This is a genomic window from Pseudoxanthobacter soli DSM 19599, from assembly GCF_900148505.1.
Taxonomy (GTDB): Bacteria; Pseudomonadota; Alphaproteobacteria; order Rhizobiales; family Segnochrobactraceae; genus Pseudoxanthobacter; species Pseudoxanthobacter soli.
Map to the genome: position 1 here is coordinate 437,284 of NZ_FRXO01000004.1, position 20,924 is coordinate 458,207.

Genomic DNA, 20,924 nt, shown 5'->3' on the forward strand with positions numbered 1-20,924 from the left:
GGCGAAATGCGAACTAGCCGCTATCACGGCATCGCCAGCACCTCCGCTTCCTCCGCTGTGTATGGCCGATCGCTCAACAGCGAATCGGTTTCCGGATGCAGCTTGATGTCAGCGCGGCGCCGGCCGCAGATACTGCACTTAAGCCGGCGGCGCATCGACAGATGGTCGGTGGGGGTGTCAGGGCCGTCTTGCCGCGCAAGCGCGATCAGATCGAGCCAGGTACCATGACCGCACGGACAGTAGACCGCGAGCCTGTACCTTCCTGCGATGAGGGATCGGACCGTAAACGTCATGACGGTCGCCGCCTGACGTACCCTGCCGACGTCGCGCGCTGATTGGCCTCGCATTCCGCCGTCAGCAGTGCGACCTCGTCGAGCAGCTGCCGAACGGCATGCCACGTGCCGCCAGCTTCACGGATGTAGTCTTCCACCTCGTCGATCGGCGGAGCAAAGGGAGCGGGTTCCATCAGCTGCCTCCATAGGATTGTTATCCTACGATTCCATGAGAACAAAAATGGAACAAGTTAATTCTTCGCGCTTAAACTCCTACCTTTGTAGGATATTGCTTGACGCCAACGGCTTCCATCCGTAAGTTGAGATCACACAGCGGGATTGCCCGCTGTTCCGAAGGGAGAGCCCTCCGAATGTTTCCGCTCCGAGTCAGCGCGACCACACTCAACGGCACCGACCTTGGCTGGGTCCATCTGCCGAACGAAACCGACGCCGCAAAGGTCCATGCGATCCGCGCCAGCCTGATCGAGGGCGAAGAATTCCGCCGCCCCGTCGTCCTGGTCGATGCCGGCGACCACCACATCGCCCTCAGCGGCTCCCATCGTTTGACGGCCGCCGTCGAGATCGATGGCGTGATTGACGCGATCATCCTGTCCAGCCTGACCGAGGATCAGGTCACGCTGCTCCTCGATGCCAACGACGATCATGATCGTCTGGCAGCCCTGATCGAGGTTGCCGAAGACACGGACGAGGAGATCGACGGCCTTGAAGCCGCCATAACGGCGATCCGCGGCGAGATCGCCGCCAATGACCGAGGTGAATGATATGACCCAGGCAAAGGGAGCCTCGACATGACGACGTCGATCATCACCAGGCTTGGCGTTGCCCTTTGGGGCGATCGCTGGCAGGCGCCAATGGCCGCCGCGCTTGGCGTCCACCGCGACACGGTGCAGGACTGGCGGCAAGGCCGCACACGTCCGCGCCCGGGCGTCCTTTCCGATCTCCTGCAGATCGCCGCGAATCGCCGGGCCGGCATCGACGATGCCGTCGCAGCGCTTCAAACCTCCATCGACGCACTCGCTCCGCGGGGGGCGCCCTCTCTGCGGGCCATCCTGTCCCCGGAGACTGCCCCGGAAGACCTGGACACTGCCATTGATGCCTGTATCGGCGCCGATGTCGAACTGAGGCAGGAGACGCGGGACGCCGCCGGGAAGACGGTGGTGGAGATCCATAAGATCGACGCAACCGGCGGATCGGACTGGCTTGTCGTATGGATCCCGACCTGGCTGAGGGCCGGCGTCAGCGTTGCGCGGGGCGGGACGGGAAATCCCGTCTGGACAGATGCATCCGATCCGGATGACGCGGTCCGGCGTGTCCTGCAGGACGAGGTAATCAACTGATGGATACAGCAACCCGCCTGCGCATCAACGCTATGATCGACACTCTTGTGTCAGACGAATCGACCTTCCCGGCCGCCACTGCCGCCGACCTCATCCGGCTTCTGCCGTTGTCGCGAAAGTCCTCCATGCTGCAAGTCGAAGCACAGTGGAGCGGCGACAACTCATCAGCACGTGGTGTCACAGCTTCCGGCCCGTCGTCGATCGACAGCACCGAAGATCGTGAGATCAGGATCGGGGCGGACAACCGCGACCGCATCGGCGGGTACAGAATCGAGCACTCCCCCGGAAGGATCGATATTGCGCTGATGTGGGACGACATCGGACCTGAACGGAAGCCCACCGCCAGGCTCGAATATGACAGGCGCACACGGTCTCCGATCCGGATGCTTCTGTCTAAAGACTACCACTTCCGCTTCGGGATGGCCAAGTTGACCTACTGGCGCAAATTCAACCTCTGGAAGCTGCCGGCGGAGCGGACATAATGGATATTCTCCCGGCGCTCATGGCCATGACCGCCACCCTGCGCAAGCGTGGCCACGTCGACAACGGCGCATACGCAAGAGGTTCCGTCGGCGCCGAGGTCGCGATCCGCTCTCAGGACAGCCGCTGATGGCGCGACAATCTACCATCATCGGCTCCGCGATCGACATCTGGGGCTCCAAATGGGATGTGCGGGAGGATCGCAAGACGGCACATGGATGGCCGGTCCGGATCGGCTGGCCAGCAGGTGAGCCGCGCGGGAAGGCGGGCGCCGGCGGCCCGAGGATCATCGTCACCCCCGAGTTGGCCGCTCATCTTGAATCTGTTCGTGCCGCACCCGGGGGACACGGGCTGCCAATCGGGATGACGGCGCTCAAGCGCCTCCGACGCCTCCTCGGCCACCATCGCCAGATCGACCGCGCCGAATGGTGGTCGGATCGGGCGGGTGACCTGGCAGACCTCACCATCGAGGCGTTCGCGGCCCGCTACCAAGTCAGTGCCGGCGCCGTGCTCAATGCCCGGCATGCCCTTTTTGGACCGGTCCTTCGTCCAGCCGGGTGGTGGCGTGCGCCCGATATCGCGCAGTTGATCTTGGCCGACCTGCCGATATCGACCATCGCCGATGAGTTCGGCCTCAGCGCAAGCACGGTCAGGCGGCTACGCCACGAGCTCGGGAGCGAACCATGTGCAATCTCTACAGCCTGACGAAAGGTGCGGCCGCGATCCTCGCTGCCGCCCGGGCGATGCGCAACGATGCCGGCAACCTGCCGCCCCTGCCCGGCATCTTCCCGGATTATGCCGCGCCGATCGTACGCGGCGCCGCCGGAGAGCGCGCGCTCGCCATGGCACGCTGGGGCATGCCCTCGCCCGCCTTCGCACTCAAGGGCCGGACGGTCGATCCCGGCGTCACCAACATCCGCAACGTTGCCTCGCCGCACTGGCGTCGATGGCTCGGGATCGAGCACAGGTGCGTTGTCCCGTTCACCTCCTTCTCCGAGTACGACACGATCGACGGGCGCAAGGTGCCCGTCTGGTTTGCCTTCGATGATGACCGGCCGCTCGCCTTCTTCGCCGGCCTCTGGACATCCTGGACATCGACACGAAAAAAGGCGGAGGGCGAGGTAACGGCGGACGTCTTCGGCTTCCTGACAACGGAGCCGAACGCCGAGGTAGGCGCGGTGCATCCCAAGGCGATGCCGGTGATCCTCACCAGGCCGGAAGAGATAGAGACCTGGCTCACCGCCCCCTGGAACGACGCGGCGGCCCTGCAGCGGCCGCTACCGGACGGAGCGCTGCGGATCGTCGCCCAAGGCGAAAAACAGGATGGGGCTTCCGAAGCCTGAGGAAATTGCAACGCGAGTCACAGCCTCCGGTTGACTATGTACAACGATGGTGTACATTTCCCTTGTCGCAGCGGGTTGGCCCGCAGCAGGAGGCAGGAGGCCTGAATGTCCATCTATCTTATCGAACACACCCACGGCGGCCAGTTCGTCCGCCCGGCCGACCTCGACCGCGCCGTCAAGGCTGCGGACGGTGTTCTCGCGCGGCTCGGCATCAACACACCGGTCGAATTTGCCGCAGCTGCTGCAGCCTTCAATGCCAAGATCGATGAGGAGCCTTACGACGCCGCGCTTGCCGATGCCTTCGAGGCCGCCAAGCAGGCCGCCGATTGCGCTCTGACTGACGGCTGGCACGATCCCAGCGGCGCCGGCCTCTGGCTTGTGCCCTTCTCGAGCTCCGCAGAATGACCCCCTTCGCCACCATGCTCCGCCTCGCCGGGCTCTCCATCGGGGAGGCCAGCGAGTTTCATCGCGTGCCCCCGAACACCGTCAAGAGTTGGTCGTCAGGACGGCGGACCTGCCCCACGGGCGTGATCGAGGAGTTGAGGAACCTGATTGCGCGGCAGCGCGACGCCGCCGCGGCCGTAATCGAGACGATCAATGCGGCCAAGCCCGAACAATCCGGTATCGAGAAAATCGAGATCGGCTATCCGGCAGACGACCACGAAGCTCGGTCGATGGGTTGGCCGTGCGCCGCCGCCTGGGGCGCGATCGCAGCGCGCGTGGTCGCCGAATCGCCGGTTCCGATCGCCCTGGTGCCGCGCGGCGCGACACCCGCAACGGCCGCCGCTGCCGACATTCGTGACGCCGCCGATGCGACTCGGGCCGATTGAAGTGATCGCCGTCATTCTAGCGTGGCTGCTGGTGCTCGGGCCGCCTGCCTGGTGGCTATGGCAACGATTCCACCTGTGATACAAGCTTCTAATATTGCACACGTCGCCGCTCATCTTAACCCCACGGGACCAAGCAATGAGTGAGGAGCTTTCTCAGGAAATCATCGCGCATGCCCGCGGAGGCACTCTGCTGGACGCAATATTCACGAAATATGATCATCCGCACCGGGCGGAACGTGACCGAGTTGCCACAACACTAGCAGAACTTCATAATAGCGGAGCGATAGATGTATTAGATATAATTTCATTTGAAAGCATGCAGCCATATACCGGCCGCTCTTTCTCGAGAGGCCGTGCAATATACAGATCACTCGTTCCGAGCCTCATCTCCAGCGCCGAAACTATTATATCCAAATTATCTATATTGATAGATTCAGAAGAATCCAATAATGTAGCAGTATTATCATCATACGACTTTGAAAAATGGTGCGATAATGACTGCACGCGCCCTATAGACGTACTGAAATTAGTAGATACTGACTTCCCTAACGCCGACAGGTTCCTGACATTTGCGATCACAGCAGGTATACGATCTGACAGAGCGTTATTTATTGAACGCGCGCTCCAATTTATATTGTCTGAACATCAAAGTAGGAAATTATCCGCAATAAAAGCCCTCGCATTCGTGGTTGATTTCGACCAAGCTGAGTGGAATTCTTGGACCGAAGCATTATATGACGCAAGCAGGCGCAAACAGTCGACTGATATTTATTGCGAGATAATAAGAACTATTTTTATACAACTATCTACTATAACTATATATAGTACTGATACTTTAATTGATATCTTAATCCCGATAATTAAAAAAGACCACCCTGTTATTCTGTGCACGACTGCCCAGATGACGGGCATCGGGCGTCATGCCATACCGGAACGCTTGCTGATCGAAATACTGGACGTGTTCCGCAAAGTCCCTGCGGACGATCTGACTGCCATCGAATTGGTAGATTTCGCACTTTCCGAACTCATCGGAAGAGGCGCAGTCGGGCAAGTTCAGGATGTAGTGGCTGAGTTGATCCGAAAGCCGACTAGCCGGGTAACTGCAGATAAATTCGACGCATGCTGGTATGCTCTCAACCGAATTGGCGGAGAAGTCCTGGAGGACTGGATTATCAGCTGGCTTCTTGATGGAGATATGAATCTTTGCGGCGCCGTTAGTAACCATATTCTGTCGGATCGAGTTACCGAGTATGATATAAATTTCAGACGACATAATTTGCGAAGTAAAGACTACTCATACCTCGCGCGTAAAATCGTAGGATTTTTCTTTGCGAACTCTGAGCTTATGCACTCTCTATTGATGTCAATCCTACGCGACGCACCACCAAGTGAGACTGATACTATTGTTGATTTACTTATAGATCCCGTTCTCATAAATTATTCGGGGCTCGCTGATAGGTATCTCGCATTGAATGCCTCCGATGACGGCGACACATCCCGTCCTCACGTGCAGCGAGCACTAGAGAAACTAGAAGAATATTTGGCTGGATTGCGATCAATTGGGCGGGTTGTTGAACTGCATCCATCTCAGAATGAACAATCAATTGAGCGACAACGTCATTCAGACAGCATGGCCGAAGCTATGAACAATAATTCCGATGATTTCCCGCTCTCAAAGATCTTCAATGAATCTGTTATTCTTCATGGCACTCGCACCGTAAACTGGATCGATCGTCATGGAAGTGAAAGTATAAGAACAGAAATCACATTAAATACAGTAACCCATAGCATTGAATTGCCCCGGGGAGAGCTTGTTGATCCGATTGGAACTCGATTGGAGCTTATCCATTTTCGCGCAGAGTCTCGACCATTATGAAGCTCGTATTCCGACAGTATCTTGCTTCTATTCGCGAACGCGGAGAACTTGATGCCGTACTCCCCGACCTGCTGAGCGAACTCGGATACACCGTGCTGTCGCGCCCTTCACAAGGGCCTCGCCAATATGGCGTGGATATAGCGGCGTTGAGTCCACCGGACTCATCGGGAAAGCAGAGCGTATATTTGTTCACAGTGAAGCAAGGGGACATCTCTCGTTATGAATGGGACGGCGATTCACGCCAGTCTCTTCGCGAATCAATAAACGAAATAATTGATGTGTATATTACCACAATATTGCCTGACAGTCTCCGGGATAACGATATTGTTATATGTTTATGCTTTGGCGGAGAGATAAAGCAGTCAGTCAGATTGAATATAACGGGTTTTGAAAGCCAAATGCAAAGACCCGGGCTTACTTTCGAGGAATGGAATGGAGATCACTTGGCGAGCCTACTCGTCAACGGCATCCTTCGAGAGCACCTGCTTGAGCCACAGCTCCGAAGTCATTTTCAGAAGGCCATCGCGATGCTCGATGAGCCGGACATTTCGTACGAGCACTTCTCGTCGTTGATCCATCGATTATGCAATGTTGAAGATACCACTCCCAAGAAGCGCTGCACGATACTGCGGCAACTTTATATCTGCCTCTGGGTTTTGTTTGTATGGGCACGCGACGCCGAGAATCTCGAAGCTCCCTATCGCGCGAGTGAACTAGCTCTGTTGCATACTTGGCGTCTCGTGAAAGATGACGTCGCCAGTTCGACGAGCATGAGCGAGAAGGTTTCCGAGTGTTATGCCCATCTAGCGGAATTACATTTCATGATATGGAATGAGCTACTTGGCCGAAAGATAATTCCTTTCGTAAATTTCAAGCACGCCGTTTCTGTCGCTGTTCATTCTATTTCCACCGTTGATATCAATCTAAAACTATTTGAGGTTTTAGGGCGTCTTTCCATGCGCGGTCTTTGGATGTTATGGGAACTGAACGGCGCCGAGAGGTGCCCAATACGGAAGGATGGCTTTTTACATCCTAGAGTTGATGAACTTGCCAGAAATATAGTACACCTTATTCGAAACAATCCAATATTGCTGTCACCGATTTCAGATATTCAGTCAACAGATATTGCTGTAACGTTGCTTTTTCTTTCAATGGCAGGAGATTGGTCTAAGGCTGCTTCTAATTACGCAGTCGGAATTTCTCAACGAATGCGCTTCTGCTATCTGACACATAGTCAATATCCTTCAATACATCACGATTATTATACACTCGCAAGACACCCACGCGAGAATGATGACGCCTACCGCATAGCGGCCACCAAGGGCAGTACTCTCTTTCCACTTCTTGGCATTTGGCTCGCTTCACTTGGAGAGCATGAAGAGGCCCGGATCTTCGCTGAGTTCGTCAAGGTGGAACTAGGCCACTGCAATCTTCAGCTATGGTCACCAGATGTGGACAGTGAAGAACATTTATATACTGACAGTGCCAGCCACGGCACCGCTTTAAGCCATATCCCTATCACCGACGATGGCGAGAAGGCTGTGCAGATATTATCGGCGGAGTCCGGTGAGACTTCGCCATTCTTTGGTTTGAGCGCGATTAAGCTCGAGCACTGGCCGATAGTCGCTCTGGCATGTCGACATTACCGGCTGCCGTTACCACCTGAATTATGGCTGCCTGTGATCCAGGCTTTGCGCTCCGGCAAAGGTGGCTGATCAGTCGGCTCCGCTCGGGGCGAGCCTTTGGAAGCGGTTCCTACCTGTGATCGAGTTGCACCCCGGGGAATTGTCCCCGGGGAAACACAAACATGAACAAAACCCACATCTTGGCGTTGGCCGAGGCGGCACACCGCCTCGGCGAAGACGCGGCAAAGGTCGACCCCGTGTGCGGGTATCTGGCATCGCAGATCGTGCTGGCCCTGCAGCAGGCCGCCGGCGACGTGCCGCCGGCCGACCCGAAATGCAGCGCGGAACCGGCCGCGGCACTCATGGCCCTGTCGCGGGAAATCGGCCTTTCCATCCGTTGACGGCGGCCCTCCCCGCCTTGGCGGGGAGGGATTGTCATTTCGGGCCCGCCGGCGGCACCACCCAGTGCCACATCCGGATGAGCGCGTCCCCAACGCCACCGAGGGTGATGATCAGGCCGGCGCCGAGGATCAGCAGCCACCGCGCCACGCGACCAACGGTCGAGATCGCCGCCAGCAGCCGCAGGCCGTCCCGCAACATGGTCACCTCTTCCTCGCGGAGACCCGCGAGGAATCGTCTCACCTGCGGCGGGAGTTCGCTCCACTCCGCCGCACCTGCTTCCGTGCCCTGATCGTCGACCACCCGCCCACCCTCCCCTACTTCACGCGTCGGTTCAGCGCGTCGAACTGCACCCCGGCCTCCGCGGCCAAGTCCTCGACCGTCTTGCCCGAGCGGGCCAAGGTCGCCGGCAATTTCCTTGCGGCCGCCTCCGCGGCCTCGGTCGGCTCCAGCCCGGCCGCAAGTCCGGTCTGTAGCGCATCGTCGATCCGCGCCACGCGGGCGCCGGTGGCTTCTTCCGTCAGCGCGCGCGCCCGGGCCGCCAGGTATTCGATCAGCACGCCGCGCAGGCTGATGAGCACGCCGGCGATGATCGAAATCGCGAGCAACGCGAGGCCGGCAAGCGCCGCCTGTACGTCGGCCCAGGTCGAGCCGGCCGACGTCGCCCCGTCCGCCGCCCAAACGGACGGCGTCAGGGCGAGCACGAGCAGCACGGCGGCGGAGATCAGCGCCACCGCGGACACAATCCGCATGGTCATGGCTTTTCCTTTCGTTCCGATTCAGATGGCGGGGCCCGCAGCCCCGAGGTTCAGAGGCCCAGAGCGGCCCAGGTGCGGGCGCCGGCGACGCCGTCGACTTGAAGGCCGATCGAATCCTGATAGCGGCGTACCGCCGCTTCGGTCCGCGCGCCGTAATCGCCATCGGCCTCGATAGCCGCGCCCCTCTCGCGGAGGGCGCCCTGCAGCGCGCGCACGTCGGCGCCCTTCGCGCCGCGCCGCAACGTCGGGCGCATGGTTCCGGTGCTGGCCAGCGCCGCGTGAAAGGCCGCGGCATAGCCCGCGATCAGGTCGGCCTTGTCGGTGCCGTTGACGATGCGCCGGGCGCCCTTCCAGTCGCACGCGGCGCCAGCGATATAGTCGCCGAGCTTCTTGCCGGTGAACCAGCCTTCCGCCATCCCGCGCACGAGGATCCTCGCGGCGATGTCCGGCTTCATGGCGTCGTCGGGCTGGCCGACGAGATCGAGGCCCAGCTTGCGGCCGGCCCGGGCATAGTTGTTCTTCCACGTCAGTTGCACGAAGCCGCGTCCGGCATAGCGCGGGCCGTCGCCGGGCTCGGTGTTGCCCATCGCCCGCGCCCGCGCCGGGTCCCGGCCGGTGACGTCGTAGAGGTTCCGCTTGTATTCATCGCCGCCATATTCGGCGACCGGCTCCATGGTGCCCGCCGTCTCGTGATAGGCGGTCGCCAGCACATAGGCCAGTTGGCGCGGATCGCCCTCCGCGTGGTCCTGCCGCCAGGCATCGAGGATCGCCTCGATACCGGCCGCCTGCGCCGAGGTCAGCAGACGGCCGAAAGGCCGCGCCGCCACGGCGCCGAGAAAGCGCTCGTCGAGCATGACAGTCTCCATGTTGTGAGAATCGGTCGAACCGCCCTCAGGGGGCGTAAGGCACCGCTGCCGCCTGAACGGCCGCGTTGGCGATGCGACCCGGCCACATCGCCACCAGGTCGTAGAGGCCGTCGCCTTTGGCATAGCCACCGCCTCCGGCCCGACCGAGCCAGGCGGACGAGCGGATACCGGGCAGGATGCTCGTCGCGCTCGACGCCACCGCGCCACCGTTGGCGCACGCCACGGCGCCGCTCGCGTCCCAGGCGAAAGCAGCGCCAAGCCCGTTGGCGAGGATATTGGCACCCGGCACGGCATCGAGCACGGCCGCGCCGTCGAGCATGGTGCGCACCGCCGTCGCGCTGCGCAGACCGATGAGCGGGTGCACGGGACCGCCCAGCAACACCGGAACGTCGGTCGACGACGTGCCTGCGCGAGGCGGCAAAGCCTGCACCAGCCCGGTACCAGCAGCCCCCTGCAAAACCGCCTCCATGCCGGCCGGCAGCCGGCACATCTCCGCCACGCGCGTCACCTGCGCGATGGTGTCGCCGATGATCGGCGCGTGCGGCGCCGTAGCAGCCTCGTAGAGCCCGGGCAGGATCAGGTAGAGCACGCCGCCCGCGGGCACGATCGCGCGCATCGTCATGTTGGTCGCGGTCGGCACGCCGGCGGCGGACTGGTATTGCGCCCAGGCCGTCGTCAGCGGCACCGAGACCGCTGATGTATTGTCCGCCAGCCGGAGGCTGACGGTGCCGCTGCCCCGCATCCACGCCTGCACGCAATGAGGATTCACGTTTCCGGTCGGCCCGCTGAAACCCATGATCGCTTCTGTCGTGCCGGCGGTGTTGTCCAGCTGATACACGGTGCCGCTGGTGCAGATCGCGCCGAGCCCGCCGGCGACGAGCGCCGCGCTGTCGTCGACCACAGAAAGCACCGCGGCGGCATCGCCCCCTTTGCTCAACTGAGAAAGGTCGACCGGGTTGTGCTTGCGCCCGAACACCTTGTTCGTCAGCGCATTCTCCAGCACCAGGCGGCGGCTCCCGCCGAGGTAACTGAACCGCGGCTGATTGGCCGCCAGATCAGCCCGCAGCACGCCCGCCGCGTCGAAATAGGTCCGCGTCGACGTCGACGCCGCCGTGTATTGCGCGAAGAACACCGCCTCGGAAACTTCCGCCGGCGCGGTCGGATCGGCCGGCGCCGGCAGCCAGTACCGCCGCAGCCGGAAATCCGCGCCCGCGGTGGCGCCGGCAAGGCCACGGCCGACGATCAGCGCCATGATGCCGTAGGACGTCGCGAGCAGTCCCGCCACCCGCGCCCGCGCGGCCTGCCCCGACAGCCCTTCGGCCGCGGCCCAGGCCCACGCGGCATCGATCTCGGCGACATCGGCGAGCGAGGGCGTCACGATCACGCTGGCGGACCAGCCGGAGGGCGCGCCGTCCCGCGTCTGCCGCGCCCGCACATGGATGGGCTGGCCACCGGTCAGCCCGGCCGGCAGGGGCAGCGCCCACACCCCATCGCCGCCCGCCGTGACACGCTCATTCATCCGGCCAGCCCGCCGTGATGTCGATCGCGTGCAACGCCGCCTCATCCGTCGCAGCGATCAGCACATCCTTGAGCGTGCGGGCGTGCTGCCGGATGCGGGCATAATAGTCGCCGACGGCCGCCGCCAGCGCCAGGCCATCGGCAGGCGTCGGCAGCGCCAGGCGACTATTAGCCTGCGTGATCCACCCGAGGCTGTAGCTTTCGGGCCAGGGCACCGCGCCGCCGGCCGCGGCCACCGCCGTGGTTGCCATGCCCGTGATGTCGGCCCGCGACCCCTCGTCGAGCGCGATACGCTGGCCGAGATAGGGCGCGCCTTCGGCCACCATCCTGTTGGCGATAAACCCCACGGCCGCGATCAGCGCCGTCCGCCGTTCCTCGAGCGTCGGGTCCGGCGGCGGCGCGATCACGCCGTTGATGCGCCGCCATCCCGGCTCCACGTCAGACGCCACCTCGACCAGATCGAGAGATGGATGCAGGACCGGCTTCTCCGCGAAAACCTCATGGACCGTGTCGTCGATGATCAAAGCCCAGCTCATCCGTACATCTCCCATAGCCACACCAGCCCGGGCGCGCCCGGCGCACCGATGATTGCTGTCGAGTTGGATCCGGCGCCGCCGCCGCCACCGCCCGGGAAGCCGGCGTCGTGCGCCCCCGTGGTCCCGGTAATCTGGCCGATCGGGGCACCGCCAAAAGCCGAGCCGCCCGGCGAGCCGATATAGCGGATGCCCGAGCCGGCGGAGTCCCGCACAGACATGCCGCCGCCCGCGGAACGCCCGGGGATGACGCCGATCCCACCCACGCCGCCACCGCCCGCGACCGGCGCCCCGAACGATCCGCTTGCAGCTTTACCTCCGGTGCCGCCGTATGCGGTCGCGAACGACCCGAAACTCGTCGCACCGCCGTTGCCGCCATCCGACGACGTGCCGCCACTGGCATTGCCGTAGGCACCGCCGGCGCCCACCGTCACCGGCACCGCCTGCCCAGGCACCACGTCGGCGATGCCCGGCACAAACCCCCCGGCGCCGCCGCCGGAGGCGGCCCCGCCCGACGAGGCCACTCCGCCGCCGCCCGCCCCGCCGGCCCAGATTCCGTATCCGACGCTCCAGCAACCATCCGGCGCGATCCAGGTCGTCGACGCGGTCAGCCACCTCATGACAACGCGACCGCCGCGTCCGCCGCCGATGTGCGCCGCGCCGCCGCTGATCATGATCGTCGTCGGCACGCCGGCGAGGAGGATGCCGGCCGGAAGCGCTGTCACGCCGCCAAAGGTCAGCGGCAGCGCGCCCAGCCCGTTGAAATTGATGGTCGCCGCGCCCGTGTTGCTGACGTGCGGCACGATGATGACCGACCGCACCGCCGCATAAGTCGGCGGCGCCGGCGCCAGTGTGGCGGTATAGGCGGAGGCCGTCCCCGCCGTCGCGGTGTAGATCGGCCCCGCGCTCTGGATCAGGTGCTGCACGCCGCGCAGCAGCATGAGGTCCGAATTGTCCTCGGTGACGACGCCGGACGTGCGCACCACCGCCCTCAGGTTCGCGATGATGGAATTGAGCCACGCCGCCTCGATGTCGGTGCCATCGGCCGCGTTCGGGGACGAGCAATCCCCGAACCAGGTGTCGCCGGCGGGAAAGGCGCGGCCGTCGACCGGGCGCGCGACAAGGGCGCCCGCCGCGTCGGCGGGCCCAAAAATGTCCGTCATGTGAGCCTCTTGGATGTGGTCAGGCGTCGCCGGCGGTGAACCAGGTCACCGCCGTGTTTGCGTGCACCAGCCGCTCGATGATGCAGACGAGCGGCCCGATATCCGGCCCGCAGCCGAGCGGCATGCCGGGCTGCAGCGCGCCCGGCTGGGGGCGCCGCTGCGCGCCGCCGCCATAGGATGGCGAGGCGTCGAGATCGACGATGATGGCGAGTTCGCCCGCCCGCGGATTGCCGCCGGGCCGCGCACACCCCGCCCGCGCGCGGCCGGCCATGGCGCCGGGGCCGTGGCGCCGGCCGAGGCAGACGATCGACCAGCCGGCCCGCTCGGCGATGCCGGCATAATAATCGCAGGTCGCCCCGCCGATCGCCGCCACCTTGGCGCACAGATCCGCGTAGGGATCGCACGGGTCCGGCAGGCCATAGTCCGCCCGCCACAGATCGAGCGTTTCGGCAGCGGAATGGCACACCCATTCGCGCCGCAGCGCGCAAAGCCGCTCGTCGACCCAGGCGGCAACCCGCGCCAGTGCGCGGCAGAACTGCCAGAGCACCGTTCCCGGCTGGGGCCCACCGTCGGGCGTCCGCCAGGCGCGGCCGACCGGCAGCAGCGCGAGGATCTGCGGCAGCGTCTCGTCGGCGGTCGGGCACAGATCGGTCTCGCGGCCGAGGTCATCGCAGCTCATCGCACCACCTCACACGAAGGTCACGACGCCCAGCACCGGCAGCGCGCCGGCCGGCACCACCACGTCGGCCGCCGGCGCCACGATCTCGTGCCGCTCCTCGCCGGAGGCATTCGCGGCGGCCTGCCAGAACCAGGAGCGGGAGAGCGTGAGCGGCGTCGCCAGAAAATCGAACGACGGATGCCCCGGGTCCGTCCCGGCGACGCGCCCCTCGCGCCGCATCATCGCCGCCAGTTCCGCTCGCACCGCTTCTTCGACGGCGGACGTCGCCGGCGACAGCCCGGAAACCGTCACGGCGACGGGAAGGGCGACGGCGGCCGCGACCGAGACCACCGCCTCGCCGGGCGCGAGCGCATCGACGACGTCATAGATGTCCGCAATCGATTCGGCCGACGGGATGCCGTCGGCCGCCGCCTCATCCATCAACGGGTAGAGCCGCACGGTGCCCGGGCCGGCATAATGCCGCTCGACATAGACCCGGGTGACGCCGGCGACCTGCTTGACCCACTCGACATAATCCGGCGGCGCGCCGCCCTGCGCGGGATAGCGCTTGCGCCAGAGGATGCGGGACCGAAAGGCCTCAGTACCCTCGACGTCGGCGCCGCCGGTCAGTCCGCGCGCCCCGACCACCGTACCGGTGGCACCGCTTACGCCCGACAGCGCCGTCAGAGCAGTGCCCGCGATGGCGTTGCCGGCCGCGCCCGCCGCGGTCGCCTGCACCGAAACGACGAGATCGCCCGCGATCGACAGGCCCCCGCCATCGGTGACGGTGTAGGTGGCCCCATCCGCGCGCACCAGGATCGCGCCGGCCAGGACCGTCAGGCCGCCCGTGGTCGAGACCACCGCCGAGCCCGTCGCCGGCGCCGGCGGCAGCGGCGCGAGCCCGAAATCCCGCCCCTGTTCGATCAGCCCGTCGCGGTCGGCCGACACGGTGAAGCGCTGCCGCGCCACATAATCGAGGCGGCCGAAAAAGGACGACAACAGGCCGCCGAGGACCTTAGCGACCACATAAAGATTGTTGGGCCAGATCCACGCATCCGTGCCCGGCATCTCGGCGCGAAACGCCTGCCGCACCCGGTCCGAAAGCTGCTTCAGGGTTTCGATCTGGAACGCCATTACCGTACCTGCTGCCACAAGAGTTCGAACCGACGGTCGTAGACCTTGCTACCGTCGCGGCCGTAGAGCGTGACCGCCAGCAGGATCGTCCGTTCCGCCGGGCGCGCCTCGGCGGAGGTGTCGACACGCACCGCGACCCCTTGTGAGATCAGCGGCGCCAGCGCCTCCGCGGCCAGCGTGCGCGCCCAGGCCGCCATTTCGTCGGACACCGTCTGCCGCTCCAGCAGCCACAACAGCGAGCCGATCTCGCCCTCGCCGAGATCGGCGCGCACGTCGACGCCGTCACCCCACCATCCGCGCCGATCGTCGATGCCGGTCGCCAGCGGATGCCCCTCGGGAACCCGCCGGTCCGTGAACAGCGCGAGAATGACCGCCGTTTCGATCGCCGCGTCGGCGCGGAGGCCCCCGGGATTGGACGGCACCGGCGCCGGATCGGCCGGCGGATAGGGCGTCGGCGACAGCTGGACGTCGATATCGGCGGCCGCGAACGCCGCGCCGCGCAGCATCAGGCCATCCACCACCAGGATCGGCGCCACCCGGTCGAGCGGGCTGGGGCCCACCGCCCAATCCGCAAGGCCGGTGGCGCTGTCCCACACGCTGTCCCAAAGGATCGAGAGCGGCGCCGAGCACCCCTCGTCGATCCGCACGCGCACATCCATGCGATTGTCCCGTCGCTGCTATCCGGTCCGGGCCCACACATTGAGGGCGGGGCCGGCCTCGGTGATGACCTTGGCAATCGGATGCTCGTCGGGATCGCCGCCGAGCACGAGCCGCCGGTCGGCATCGACAACGATCACGACGTCGTCGCCGGCGGCCGTGATCTCGAGGCCGCGCAATGTCACCGTCACGGCGTGTCCGGCGAATGCCATTTCCACCCGCTCGCCGAACAGCCGGATGGCATTGCCGTGAGCGTCGTAGAGCACCGCATGGCCCGGCTGCAGCCCGCGCGGCCGGTGCGCCGCGGAGCCGATGCCGAGCGCGACGAGCCGATCCTGACGGCCGCCGAGCGCGGCCACCAAGCCCTGACTGCCTTCCGGCGGGTGCGAGCCGAATCCGAATTCCAGCAGGCGGGCGATGCCGGTCGGCTGGTCGGTCCGGAAGGTCCGGCCGCTCACCGTCTGCAGGTCGCCGCTGTCGTCGACGCTCGAAAGCGTCATCCGCCGCAGCATCACGCCGACGCGGTCGTGGCTGTCGCTGATCGTCACGCCACATCCTCCGCCGCGCTGTCGTCGAGCGCCCAGCCCTCGGCGGACTTGGCGCCCTTGCCGGCCGCCGCCGCGAAGGCGCGCGGGTCCACCAGGTCAAGCTGCGCCTCAGTGCCGCCACCGGCGCCGCCGACGCCCGATTGCGTGAGCGTCACCGCCCGGATCAGCATGTCCTGCGCGAGCCCGAGCGTCGGCGATTCCGTCCAGACCTTGAAGCCGGGCGTCCACAGTCGGCCGCCCCAATCCCGCCACCCCGGCACCGTCACATCCGCCGAGATGCCGTCGCCCGCCGCCCGGTCGCGCCGCCCGCGCGCCCGGCGGCGCACGGTGTCGCGATCGGCATCGCGCTCGTCGATCACGATCAGCGGGCGATACCGCCCCACACCCTGGTCACGCGCGATCGCCTCGATCTCGAGCGCATCGGCCCCGGATCGCGTTCCCGCCTGCCCGAGCACCCTCACTTCGCTGTAGCGGTTCGACCCGTTGAAGTCGGACGACCCCGTATAGAGATTGACGCCCTCGATCACGCCGCCCGCGTGCTTGTCCGTCAGCACGGTCCCGTCGATGATCGTCAGACCGCCGTCGGCGGCCCCGGTCAGCGTCAGGCCCTCGCCCCGGCAAAGCCGCTCCACAAAGCGAAAGACGGTTTCGCCGGGCGCGATCCGCGCCACCGGCAGCGGCCGCAGCCGGCCCCGGCAGCTGCAAGTCACCCCGAACGGCTTGGCAAGCGCCTGCGCGATTTCGAGCACCGTCTTGGAGCGAAACTCGCCGGTTTTGTGCACCGCCGAGCAATCGATCAGGTCGGCAGTCAGCGAGCGCCCGGAAATGGCGAGGCTCGAATCCTCCGGCCCGATCCGCGCCTGCCGCCGGTCGACGAAGCCGCGCAGCGCGAGGTCGCCGCCGGCGAGGATGTCGACCGGCGCGAACAGCCGGAAGGCGGCCGCCGTCTGGATCGGGCCGGATTCGGATGCCACGTCGAGCCGGAATGCCCGCGCCGCCTCCTTGAGCGAGGCGCGGATCATCACCCGCATCCAAGCCGTGTAGCGCGCGCCGCCCAGGCTGACGGTCACGATCTCGGTCGTCATCGCGCCAGCGCCTCGAAAGACGCCGGCATGAAAGCCGGGTGCCGCACACTGTTGCGCTCGACCAGCTCGCCCGCCCGCTCCGGATCGCCATAAAGCCGCCACGCCCACCAGATCGCCGGCATCGACCGCGGCGCGGAGACGGTCACCACCGGCGCAAGGTCCGTGATGGTGCGCGACAGATAGGCCGCCACGCTCCCACGCAAGGCCGACACCGTCGCAAAGACCTCCATCCCCGCCGCCCCGGTGGCGGAGGCGAGCGCCGGCTCGCAGCGCTCGGCGAAGTCGGCCCGCGCCGTCACCCCGGCGCGACGATCCGGATAGGACATCCGCGCCAGTGCCTCGGCATAGGGCGCCAGATAGGTCAGCCGCGACAGCCCTGCCACCAGGGCATCGTTGGCCGCGATCGCGGCCACCGAAGGCGCCGCCAGCACATCCGCTGCCGCCGGATCGCTCACCCCGTCGAGCGCCGCCGCGAAGGCGGCAGCGGCATCCGCCGGCGCCATCGCATCGCCGAGCGCGCGCGCGGCCGCCAGCATCCCGGCGAACGGCGCCAGCGCCTCGGCGGCAGCCACCGCCAGCGCCGGAATCGTGTCGGTCGGCGCCAGCGTGGCCGCGACCACCGCGTCCACCGGCACCGCGGCGATCGCCGCCGCGCCGCCGACGGCGCCCGGCATCGCGCCATAGAGTCCGGCCAGCGTGTCGCGCAGGGCCGCGCTCGCGGTCTCGTCGATCGCCGCCTCGGTGCGGATCGCCTCGAGCGTCGCGACCGTGTCCTGCAGGCCGCCGGCGGCCGCGGCCGCCACCGGATCGACCCAGCCACCCGGCGCCACGAACCGCCCGGCAAGGCTGGCGATGCCGGAGATGATGCCGCCCGCCGCGTCGAAAACGAGTTGGCCCAGCGACAGCACCGACGCCAGCGCGAAGGCGGCCCCGCCGAGCACGAAATCCAGCTCGAACGCCGCCCAGCCGATGCGGTCGAGCGACCTGTTTCGCACCGCCCGCTCGCAATAGACGCTCACCGGACCCGCCGCCGGCAGCAGCAGGATCGCCGGCCCGACCCCGGCGAACAGGCTGATAAGCCCGGTCGACGCGCCCTCGGCGCCGAGCCCGGAGAGATAGCCCGTGACCCGGAATCGCGGCTGGCGCGCGCCCAGGTCCTCGACGAAGCCCACATCCCGGCCCGGAAACTCATAGATCGCAAGGCGCCGCCCGGTCTCCATGCCTTCCGAATCGCACCAGAACGGCACGCCATTGAAGACGGATGGCCAAAGCTGGATTTCGGGGTCCACTGGACTCCACCTCCGCGCGTTGCGACACTCCCGCCGGAACAACCGGCTGGGGAGCCACGTCATGTTGAGGTACCGGGTGCGGTCGGACTCGACCGGCGAGATTTACGAGATCACGGCGCAGGCCACCCAGGCCGGCATCCGTTTCGCGTGCACATGCGCCGGCGCCGCGAGCGGGCTGCATTGCAAGCACCGCCTTCGTCTGGCCGCCGGCAACACCAAGGGGCTGGTCGACGGCGACGACGTCGCCGCCCTGCAGGACCTTATCCGGGGTTCGGTGATCGCCGCCGTCATCGACGAGATCGATCGCCTCGACGCCGAAGCGGCCCGCATGAAGGCCGCCACGGCAGATGCCAAGCGCCGGCTGGCGCGCGCGATGATGGGATGATCATTCCGTATCGGGTGACGACACCCCGAGGCTTCCCGCCCCGTTGGTCGTCACCCGTAGCGGCCCCGTCGCCCGCACCGTCGCCGCCTTGGCATCATTGACCACCGTCAACAGCGCGCCGGACGGCTCCACCGTCACCGCGATCCGGATGTCGGCGGCCCCCTTGAGTTCCGCTGTGACGGGCCCCTGCACCACCGCCTGCAGCTCGCCGGACATCGCGTTGCCGGCACCCGGCGGCAGCGTCAGGGTTTGCTGTACCGGCGCCGCCACCGGCGCCAGCCCGTCGGGCATCGCGGCCCCCAGCCGCTCCGCCAAGGCGCCGAGCCGCTGGTCGAGCGCATCGATGCCGGGCATTTCGATCGCCCGCGGTTCCTGCGGGCCGGCGGGCAGACCGAAATCAGACACCGGCTGCACAGCAACCATTGGCACGGGCAGCTCGCCCGAAAGATCGGCCGGCGCCACGTCGAGCCTTCTCACCGGCGGGGCAGTGCCGTCCGCTGGCGCAAAGGCGTAGGGCCGATATGTCGGCTGTTTCGATGGACCCCCGCCAATCGAAGCGCCGAACGTGTAGTCATCGTAGTATCGACCACGCCGGATGTTGCGCATGACCGGATCGGAGGCGAGCGGACCTTGCGCGGCCAGCGTGTCGGAGAAGTTGCCGAATGACCACAGGTCATTCTGCGTCTGCAGTCGCCGCGCCGCCGTTGCCGCTTTGAGCTTTGCCGCGGCCGTCAGGCCGTCTTCCACCGTGCTGCTAACCCACGAGAGCCCGAGCGCGCTGTCGCCGCCGGCCATCGATCGCGCGCCCGCCGCGCCGGCGGCCGGGGATGTCATGCCGGCCGCCTTCGCCTGCTTTTGTCCGTCAAAGAACGCCTGGTTGCGGTCGATGCGGGTGCCAATTCCGTCGGCGATCGGCGCGACCGCCGCGCTGATATCAGTCAGGACGTCACTGACATCCTTGAGCGCCCTCGCCGCGCCGAGTTTGTCGAGTAGCAGCCCGAAGCTAACCGACGCCTGCCCCCACGAATTGCTCAGGCGGTCGATCGCCGCCTTGGCGTCGTCGGAAACCCGCGCCAGATTCTTCATCGATGTGCCGTCGACATTCTGCAGCGTCTTTATGAGCCTGTCGTACTCACCGCGCAGCTGGATCAGCGACTGCATGCCGAGATAGACCTGTTGGTCCGTAAACAGCTGCGGCAGCTTGGTCAGGTCGCCGCCCACCGCCTCGCGGCTGATGTCGACGAACGCGGCAAGCATGTCCTGTCCGCTGCGCGCCGCCTCATCGAGTTCCTTATTGAGATCGACCCCGAAGCGCTTGAACGCCTTCAGCGTTTCGCCGGAGCGCATCTTCTGGAAGATGTTCGCGGCCCGCGTCGCGGCCTCTTCCGACGTGCCCGCCTGCATTCGCAGCACCTGCAGCATCGCCACCAGCTGCCGCAGACCTTCGATCCCGGTCCCCCCGTTGACAGCCATCGACGGCGCCAGCGACGGTAGGAACCGCGCCATGTCGGGCATCTCGAACATGCCCGCGTTGCCGCCCGCCGCCATGACATCGAAAGCCCGCTGCATCTGGTCGGCACCGATGCCGAGCGAGCGCCCAGCCGCATCCGCCGATTTGGCCATGTCATCGAGCGCCGCGCCCGACGCCTGCGACGTGACGCTCACACTCGGCAGGAAGGACAAAGAGTCGTCCAGCGTCCGGCCGGTCGCCACCAGCGCCTCGAGGCCGTCGACCACCTGCCCCACGGGAATGGCATACTGGTTCGCCAGCCGGTAAACCTCCGCCCGCGCCCGCTCGACCTGAGACACCGTCGCATCCGCCGTGATCCCGATGCGCGTGAGGCGGCGGTCGAAATTGGCATAGTCGGTGAAAGACTCCGTCACCGACCGCGCCGCGAGCGCGCCACCGATCAGACCGGCCGCCCCGCCGACCAGCATGCCGCCTCCGCCGCGCACTGCCGCCGCTCGCCCCACCATGCCGGCAGCCCGGGTTGTGGCTGAGGCGCGGTTCGCGATGTCGTCGGCCCGCCCCAGCTGCTGCAGCGCCCGTGTCGCCCGTTTCGCTTTCTCGGCGAGGGCATCGAAGGTGCGGCCGGAGCGGTCGCGCGCGTCCAGAATCGCGGTGGCGCGGATTTCATAAGCCATCG

Annotated in this window: 27 protein-coding genes; 12 read left to right on the forward strand and 15 right to left on the reverse strand. The window is 65.7% G+C overall.

Features of this window, described 5'->3' with window-relative positions:
* Positions 1 to 23: 23 nt before the first annotated feature.
* Together BUF17_RS12120 and BUF17_RS22925 are read right to left on the reverse strand one after the other, a co-directional pair.
* A complete protein-coding gene (locus tag BUF17_RS12120; RefSeq protein WP_139282506.1) occupies positions 24 to 293 on the reverse strand; it encodes a hypothetical protein in 270 nt (89 codons plus the stop codon).
* Positions 290 to 466: a hypothetical protein gene (locus BUF17_RS22925; protein ID WP_175563686.1), complete on the reverse strand. Its 177-nt coding sequence runs from the start codon at positions 464 to 466 to the stop codon at positions 290 to 292. Before BUF17_RS22925 ends, BUF17_RS12120 begins: the two co-directional genes overlap by 4 nt.
* Positions 467 to 565: 99 nt before the next feature.
* Between BUF17_RS22925 and BUF17_RS12125 the strand changes: the two genes are divergently transcribed.
* From BUF17_RS12125 to BUF17_RS12170, 11 genes are all read left to right on the forward strand, one after another.
* Entirely contained in the window at positions 566 to 1,054 is a 489-nt protein-coding gene (locus BUF17_RS12125) for a hypothetical protein (RefSeq protein ID WP_139282507.1), read from the forward strand.
* Positions 1,055 to 1,081: 27 nt separating this feature from the next.
* Positions 1,082 to 1,630, forward strand: coding sequence for a helix-turn-helix domain-containing protein (locus tag BUF17_RS22930; protein WP_073628942.1), 549 nt, complete (start codon positions 1,082 to 1,084; stop codon positions 1,628 to 1,630).
* On the forward strand, positions 1,630 to 2,112 hold the full coding sequence (locus BUF17_RS12135) for a hypothetical protein (RefSeq protein WP_073628944.1): 483 nt from the start codon (positions 1,630 to 1,632) through the stop codon (positions 2,110 to 2,112). Before BUF17_RS22930 ends, BUF17_RS12135 begins: the two co-directional genes overlap by 1 nt.
* Complete coding sequence (locus BUF17_RS23395; protein ID WP_280163051.1) at positions 2,112 to 2,240, forward strand: hypothetical protein; 129 nt, start codon at positions 2,112 to 2,114, stop codon at positions 2,238 to 2,240. The genes BUF17_RS12135 and BUF17_RS23395 overlap by 1 nt, the downstream gene beginning before the upstream one ends.
* On the forward strand, positions 2,240 to 2,815 hold the full coding sequence (locus BUF17_RS12140) for a hypothetical protein (protein WP_073628946.1): 576 nt from the start codon (positions 2,240 to 2,242) through the stop codon (positions 2,813 to 2,815). The genes BUF17_RS23395 and BUF17_RS12140 overlap by 1 nt, the downstream gene beginning before the upstream one ends.
* Positions 2,794 to 3,453, forward strand: coding sequence for an SOS response-associated peptidase (locus tag BUF17_RS12145; RefSeq protein WP_073628948.1), 660 nt, complete (start codon positions 2,794 to 2,796; stop codon positions 3,451 to 3,453). Before BUF17_RS12140 ends, BUF17_RS12145 begins: the two co-directional genes overlap by 22 nt.
* A 105-nt stretch (positions 3,454 to 3,558) precedes the next feature.
* A complete protein-coding gene (locus BUF17_RS12150; protein ID WP_073628950.1) occupies positions 3,559 to 3,858 on the forward strand; it encodes a hypothetical protein in 300 nt (99 codons plus the stop codon).
* Positions 3,855 to 4,283 (forward strand): hypothetical protein, encoded by a 429-nt coding sequence (locus BUF17_RS12155; protein ID WP_073628952.1) that lies wholly within the window; start codon positions 3,855 to 3,857, stop codon positions 4,281 to 4,283. Before BUF17_RS12150 ends, BUF17_RS12155 begins: the two co-directional genes overlap by 4 nt.
* Positions 4,284 to 4,419: 136 nt before the next feature.
* Positions 4,420 to 6,159 carry a hypothetical protein gene (locus BUF17_RS22560; RefSeq protein ID WP_139282508.1) on the forward strand — a complete coding sequence of 580 codons (1,740 nt, stop codon included), beginning with the start codon at positions 4,420 to 4,422 and terminating at the stop codon, positions 6,157 to 6,159.
* On the forward strand, positions 6,156 to 7,874 hold the full coding sequence (locus tag BUF17_RS12165; RefSeq protein WP_073628956.1) for a chemotaxis protein: 1,719 nt from the start codon (positions 6,156 to 6,158) through the stop codon (positions 7,872 to 7,874). The genes BUF17_RS22560 and BUF17_RS12165 overlap by 4 nt, the downstream gene beginning before the upstream one ends.
* Positions 7,875 to 7,966: 92 nt before the next feature.
* Positions 7,967 to 8,185 carry a hypothetical protein gene (locus tag BUF17_RS12170; protein WP_073628958.1) on the forward strand — a complete coding sequence of 73 codons (219 nt, stop codon included), beginning with the start codon at positions 7,967 to 7,969 and terminating at the stop codon, positions 8,183 to 8,185.
* Between the two features lie 34 nt (positions 8,186 to 8,219).
* On the opposite strand, the gene BUF17_RS12175 is transcribed toward BUF17_RS12170, so the two are convergent.
* From BUF17_RS12175 to BUF17_RS12230, 12 genes are all read right to left on the reverse strand, one after another.
* Entirely contained in the window at positions 8,220 to 8,486 is a 267-nt protein-coding gene (locus BUF17_RS12175; RefSeq protein ID WP_073628960.1) for a hypothetical protein, read from the reverse strand.
* Between the two features lie 14 nt (positions 8,487 to 8,500).
* On the reverse strand, positions 8,501 to 8,917 hold the full coding sequence (locus BUF17_RS12180; protein ID WP_139282509.1) for a hypothetical protein: 417 nt from the start codon (positions 8,915 to 8,917) through the stop codon (positions 8,501 to 8,503).
* 74 nt (positions 8,918 to 8,991) lie between these two features.
* The gene (locus tag BUF17_RS12185; protein ID WP_073628963.1) at positions 8,992 to 9,795 is read right to left on the reverse strand and encodes a peptidoglycan-binding protein; all 804 of its coding nucleotides are present in this window, start codon (positions 9,793 to 9,795) and stop codon (positions 8,992 to 8,994) included.
* 37 nt (positions 9,796 to 9,832) lie between these two features.
* Positions 9,833 to 11,326 carry a hypothetical protein gene (locus tag BUF17_RS12190; RefSeq protein ID WP_073628965.1) on the reverse strand — a complete coding sequence of 498 codons (1,494 nt, stop codon included), beginning with the start codon at positions 11,324 to 11,326 and terminating at the stop codon, positions 9,833 to 9,835.
* Positions 11,319 to 11,861, reverse strand: coding sequence for a DUF4376 domain-containing protein (locus tag BUF17_RS12195; protein ID WP_073628967.1), 543 nt, complete (start codon positions 11,859 to 11,861; stop codon positions 11,319 to 11,321). The genes BUF17_RS12190 and BUF17_RS12195 overlap by 8 nt, the downstream gene beginning before the upstream one ends.
* A complete protein-coding gene (locus BUF17_RS22935) occupies positions 11,858 to 13,021 on the reverse strand; it encodes a glycine-rich domain-containing protein (RefSeq protein WP_073628969.1) in 1,164 nt (387 codons plus the stop codon). The genes BUF17_RS12195 and BUF17_RS22935 overlap by 4 nt, the downstream gene beginning before the upstream one ends.
* Positions 13,022 to 13,040: 19 nt before the next feature.
* Complete coding sequence (locus BUF17_RS12205; protein ID WP_073628971.1) at positions 13,041 to 13,700, reverse strand: hypothetical protein; 660 nt, start codon at positions 13,698 to 13,700, stop codon at positions 13,041 to 13,043.
* A 9-nt stretch (positions 13,701 to 13,709) separates the two neighbouring features.
* Positions 13,710 to 14,813 carry a baseplate J/gp47 family protein gene (locus tag BUF17_RS12210; protein WP_073628973.1) on the reverse strand — a complete coding sequence of 368 codons (1,104 nt, stop codon included), beginning with the start codon at positions 14,811 to 14,813 and terminating at the stop codon, positions 13,710 to 13,712.
* A complete protein-coding gene (locus BUF17_RS12215; RefSeq protein WP_073628975.1) occupies positions 14,813 to 15,472 on the reverse strand; it encodes a phage GP46 family protein in 660 nt (219 codons plus the stop codon). The genes BUF17_RS12210 and BUF17_RS12215 overlap by 1 nt, the downstream gene beginning before the upstream one ends.
* A gap of 18 nt (positions 15,473 to 15,490) precedes the next feature.
* Positions 15,491 to 16,018, reverse strand: coding sequence for a phage baseplate assembly protein domain-containing protein (locus BUF17_RS12220; protein ID WP_073628977.1), 528 nt, complete (start codon positions 16,016 to 16,018; stop codon positions 15,491 to 15,493).
* Positions 16,015 to 17,103, reverse strand: a complete 1,089-nt coding sequence (locus tag BUF17_RS12225) for a phage baseplate assembly protein (RefSeq protein WP_073628979.1) — start codon at positions 17,101 to 17,103, stop codon at positions 16,015 to 16,017. The genes BUF17_RS12220 and BUF17_RS12225 overlap by 4 nt, the downstream gene beginning before the upstream one ends.
* Positions 17,100 to 18,392: a DNA circularization N-terminal domain-containing protein gene (locus BUF17_RS12230; protein WP_073628981.1), complete on the reverse strand. Its 1,293-nt coding sequence runs from the start codon at positions 18,390 to 18,392 to the stop codon at positions 17,100 to 17,102. The genes BUF17_RS12225 and BUF17_RS12230 overlap by 4 nt, the downstream gene beginning before the upstream one ends.
* 61 nt (positions 18,393 to 18,453) lie before the next feature.
* Here BUF17_RS12230 and BUF17_RS12235 point away from each other — a divergent pair, with 61 nt between their 5' ends.
* A complete protein-coding gene (locus BUF17_RS12235) occupies positions 18,454 to 18,777 on the forward strand; it encodes a hypothetical protein (RefSeq protein WP_139282511.1) in 324 nt (107 codons plus the stop codon).
* Here BUF17_RS12235 and BUF17_RS12240 read toward each other — a convergent pair whose 3' ends face one another.
* Positions 18,778 to 20,922: a phage tail tape measure protein gene (locus BUF17_RS12240; RefSeq protein WP_073628985.1), complete on the reverse strand. Its 2,145-nt coding sequence runs from the start codon at positions 20,920 to 20,922 to the stop codon at positions 18,778 to 18,780.
* Positions 20,923 to 20,924 lie beyond the last annotated feature (2 nt).

Coding starts and splice junctions, on each gene's coding strand:
- BUF17_RS12165 (WP_073628956.1), top strand. CDS start 6,156: ATGAAGCTCGTATTCCGACAGTATCTTGCTTCTATTCGCGAACGCGGA.
- BUF17_RS12210 (WP_073628973.1), bottom strand. CDS start 14,813: ATGGCGTTCCAGATCGAAACCCTGAAGCAGCTTTCGGACCGGGTGCGG.
- BUF17_RS12215 (WP_073628975.1), bottom strand. CDS start 15,472: ATGGATGTGCGCGTGCGGATCGACGAGGGGTGCTCGGCGCCGCTCTCG.
- BUF17_RS12150 (WP_073628950.1), top strand. CDS start 3,559: ATGTCCATCTATCTTATCGAACACACCCACGGCGGCCAGTTCGTCCGC.
- BUF17_RS12195 (WP_073628967.1), bottom strand. CDS start 11,861: ATGAGCTGGGCTTTGATCATCGACGACACGGTCCATGAGGTTTTCGCG.
- BUF17_RS12225 (WP_073628979.1), bottom strand. CDS start 17,103: ATGACGACCGAGATCGTGACCGTCAGCCTGGGCGGCGCGCGCTACACG.
- BUF17_RS12135 (WP_073628944.1), top strand. CDS start 1,630: ATGGATACAGCAACCCGCCTGCGCATCAACGCTATGATCGACACTCTT.
- BUF17_RS12190 (WP_073628965.1), bottom strand. CDS start 11,326: ATGAATGAGCGTGTCACGGCGGGCGGCGATGGGGTGTGGGCGCTGCCC.
- BUF17_RS12235 (WP_139282511.1), top strand. CDS start 18,454: ATGTTGAGGTACCGGGTGCGGTCGGACTCGACCGGCGAGATTTACGAG.
- BUF17_RS12145 (WP_073628948.1), top strand. CDS start 2,794: ATGTGCAATCTCTACAGCCTGACGAAAGGTGCGGCCGCGATCCTCGCT.
- BUF17_RS12120 (WP_139282506.1), bottom strand. CDS start 293: ATGACGTTTACGGTCCGATCCCTCATCGCAGGAAGGTACAGGCTCGCG.
- BUF17_RS22925 (WP_175563686.1), bottom strand. CDS start 466: ATGGAACCCGCTCCCTTTGCTCCGCCGATCGACGAGGTGGAAGACTAC.
- BUF17_RS12140 (WP_073628946.1), top strand. CDS start 2,240: ATGGCGCGACAATCTACCATCATCGGCTCCGCGATCGACATCTGGGGC.
- BUF17_RS22935 (WP_073628969.1), bottom strand. CDS start 13,021: ATGACGGACATTTTTGGGCCCGCCGACGCGGCGGGCGCCCTTGTCGCG.
- BUF17_RS23395 (WP_280163051.1), top strand. CDS start 2,112: ATGGATATTCTCCCGGCGCTCATGGCCATGACCGCCACCCTGCGCAAG.
- BUF17_RS12185 (WP_073628963.1), bottom strand. CDS start 9,795: ATGCTCGACGAGCGCTTTCTCGGCGCCGTGGCGGCGCGGCCTTTCGGC.
- BUF17_RS22930 (WP_073628942.1), top strand. CDS start 1,082: ATGACGACGTCGATCATCACCAGGCTTGGCGTTGCCCTTTGGGGCGAT.
- BUF17_RS12205 (WP_073628971.1), bottom strand. CDS start 13,700: ATGAGCTGCGATGACCTCGGCCGCGAGACCGATCTGTGCCCGACCGCC.
- BUF17_RS12170 (WP_073628958.1), top strand. CDS start 7,967: ATGAACAAAACCCACATCTTGGCGTTGGCCGAGGCGGCACACCGCCTC.
- BUF17_RS22560 (WP_139282508.1), top strand. CDS start 4,420: ATGAGTGAGGAGCTTTCTCAGGAAATCATCGCGCATGCCCGCGGAGGC.
- BUF17_RS12155 (WP_073628952.1), top strand. CDS start 3,855: ATGACCCCCTTCGCCACCATGCTCCGCCTCGCCGGGCTCTCCATCGGG.
- BUF17_RS12240 (WP_073628985.1), bottom strand. CDS start 20,922: ATGGCTTATGAAATCCGCGCCACCGCGATTCTGGACGCGCGCGACCGC.